Origin of the sequence: Caldalkalibacillus uzonensis (assembly GCF_030814135.1) — a bacterium.
Lineage (GTDB): Bacteria > Bacillota > Bacilli > Caldalkalibacillales > Caldalkalibacillaceae > Caldalkalibacillus > Caldalkalibacillus uzonensis.
Genome location: NZ_JAUSUQ010000046.1, coordinates 1 through 1,722, shown reverse-complemented (window position 1 = coordinate 1,722; position 1,722 = coordinate 1). Strand labels below are relative to the sequence as shown.

Here is a 1,722-nt window from a genome sequence, read left to right as displayed (position 1 = left end):
AATCTTCGCAGCTGTAGGCGTTGAACCTCCCCCAAGGTTCCTCGAGATCCAGCCAAGTTCATAGATACACGTACCAACCATACTGAATCGCTCATGAACCCAGGAGTAGTATGGGTTTATGAGCGTTTTGTTTGCCTAGTAACTGTCGAACTTGGCCTTGGTTGTCCGGCGGAAACAAACAGGACAACACCCCGAAAAGGGGGAAGGGGCAAAAGGAGGTAAAAATGATTGACTTGTAAGAAGGCTTTATCACTTTTATTGATGGAGCGGGAAACCAGAAAAGTCTTCTTGTCAAAAATGGTGTTTTCTCCATAATTTGAGGAAGTGTCCACGGTCAAAAAATGAAGAAATGAGTTGTCTCCAGATGAGCAACGTAGCCTTGAAAATCATTGAACAGGTTGATTCCAGTGAAAAAGCTGTTCAGCTTGCCAACGAAATCGATCGGTTGGAAGCCGTGTTAAAAACCATGAAAGCCCAGCTAAAGGCTTTCGTGGATGAACACGGCCCTGTTAAAACCCAGGACAAGGTTTGGGATTATACCACATCTGTGTCTTGGGAATTTGAAGCAGATTCATTGAGAGAACTTTGTCAGCATATAGCTCTTGAAGGAGAAAATCCGTGGACCTTTCTGACACTACCAGCCGATAGTATTAAGATGCTGGGGTGAAGCGAAGATGTTTTGGCTCAATTCGGTAAAAAGAAGGAGACGAAGTGTTTCGTCTCCCGAAAAAAATAAACAAGAAGGTGAAAGGCGTTGCGGGGTTTTTTGCAACGCCTAAACTATGTTTTACGTGATGAAGGCCCGTTTGAAGGAACTAGACGGGTCAATTAGTCAAGAAGAGGCGGTTTTTTCCGTATCAAAAGATATGCTAATCCACTCCTACTCCCGTAAACAAGCCATTGAGGATGGCATACTGATCAATGTGACAGAAACAGCACGGGAAGCAGGGTTCCGCTATCCTGTTGCCGTTACCCGTGCTGTGTGGGATGAGATCCTCACCCCCAGCCCCTCAGATACGACACAAAGCGTATCCGGGAGATTATGGATATGCTGTGGATGTTGTTTCTGGAACAATAGAAGCATTAAGACTACCCACGAATATTGTACGTTCGTGGATTATCTGATTCTTTGTATCGAGACAAAGACAATAAAAATGCTCCTGTACTTTATCTTTGAAAATCCCCTTGAGATAATCAGCAGCATCATCGGGTGTTCTGATACTTGTTATGTTATCTCTTTACTTTCGGCCCACTTTTTAGCCAGTGCGAAACTGGCCATAATCTGTTGGGCCTTCATTTTTGTCAACCCTTCTAACATCAATTCTAGAGTGGACATTTTTGAAAGCTCTCTTACCCCAATAGCAGCCAATCGCCTGCATAATTCGGGAGAAACGCTTTCTCCCAGTATTACAGCCAAAAGATGCTGGAGATCAACACTTTCCGGCTGATATTTTTCAACCGCTTCTCGTGCAATGGAAACAAAATTTGTTCTCATATTTTTACCCATCTACAAGCCAGGAGAGGATGACCCCCTCCACTAGACTTGTAGAGAGGGTCCTCCCCCCTTTTCGTTGATTTTAAAAAAATGACGCATTCCATCAACGGAACACGTCATTTTTAATCAAGCGAGCCTTTTGCAGAATTACGAAGTCTTAAGCCGTAAGGCTTAAAAAAGATAAAAAAAGGACTTCACCCCAAACTGTAGAATGTATAAGTGACCCA

General features: G+C 43.6%; 3 protein-coding genes and 1 pseudogene. 2 read left to right on the top strand and 2 right to left on the bottom strand.

Annotation, left to right across the window (positions count from 1 at the left end; translation table 11 throughout):
- Positions 1–379: 379 nt before the first annotated feature.
- Both J2S00_RS19730 and J2S00_RS20005 read left to right on the top strand, forming a co-directional pair.
- Complete coding sequence (locus J2S00_RS19730; protein ID WP_307344013.1) at positions 380–667, top strand: hypothetical protein; 288 nt, start codon at positions 380–382, stop codon at positions 665–667.
- A 115-nt stretch (positions 668–782) separates the two neighbouring features.
- Positions 783–992: pseudogene (locus tag J2S00_RS20005) on the top strand (DUF6573 family protein); the annotation flags it as partial.
- A 48-nt stretch (positions 993–1,040) separates the two neighbouring features.
- On the opposite strand, the gene J2S00_RS19725 reads toward J2S00_RS20005, so the two are convergent.
- Positions 1,041–1,220, bottom strand: coding sequence for a JAB domain-containing protein (locus J2S00_RS19725; RefSeq protein WP_307344025.1), 180 nt, complete (start codon positions 1,218–1,220; stop codon positions 1,041–1,043).
- 5 nt (positions 1,221–1,225) lie between these two features.
- Positions 1,226–1,507 (bottom strand): hypothetical protein, encoded by a 282-nt coding sequence (locus J2S00_RS19720; protein ID WP_307344011.1) that lies wholly within the window; start codon positions 1,505–1,507, stop codon positions 1,226–1,228.
- Positions 1,508–1,722: the final 215 nt, after the last annotated feature.

Excerpts from the sequence above, each read along its gene's own strand:
- J2S00_RS19720 (WP_307344011.1), bottom strand. The coding sequence starts at position 1,507 with ATGGGTAAAAATATGAGAACAAATTTTGTTTCCATTGCACGAGAAGCG.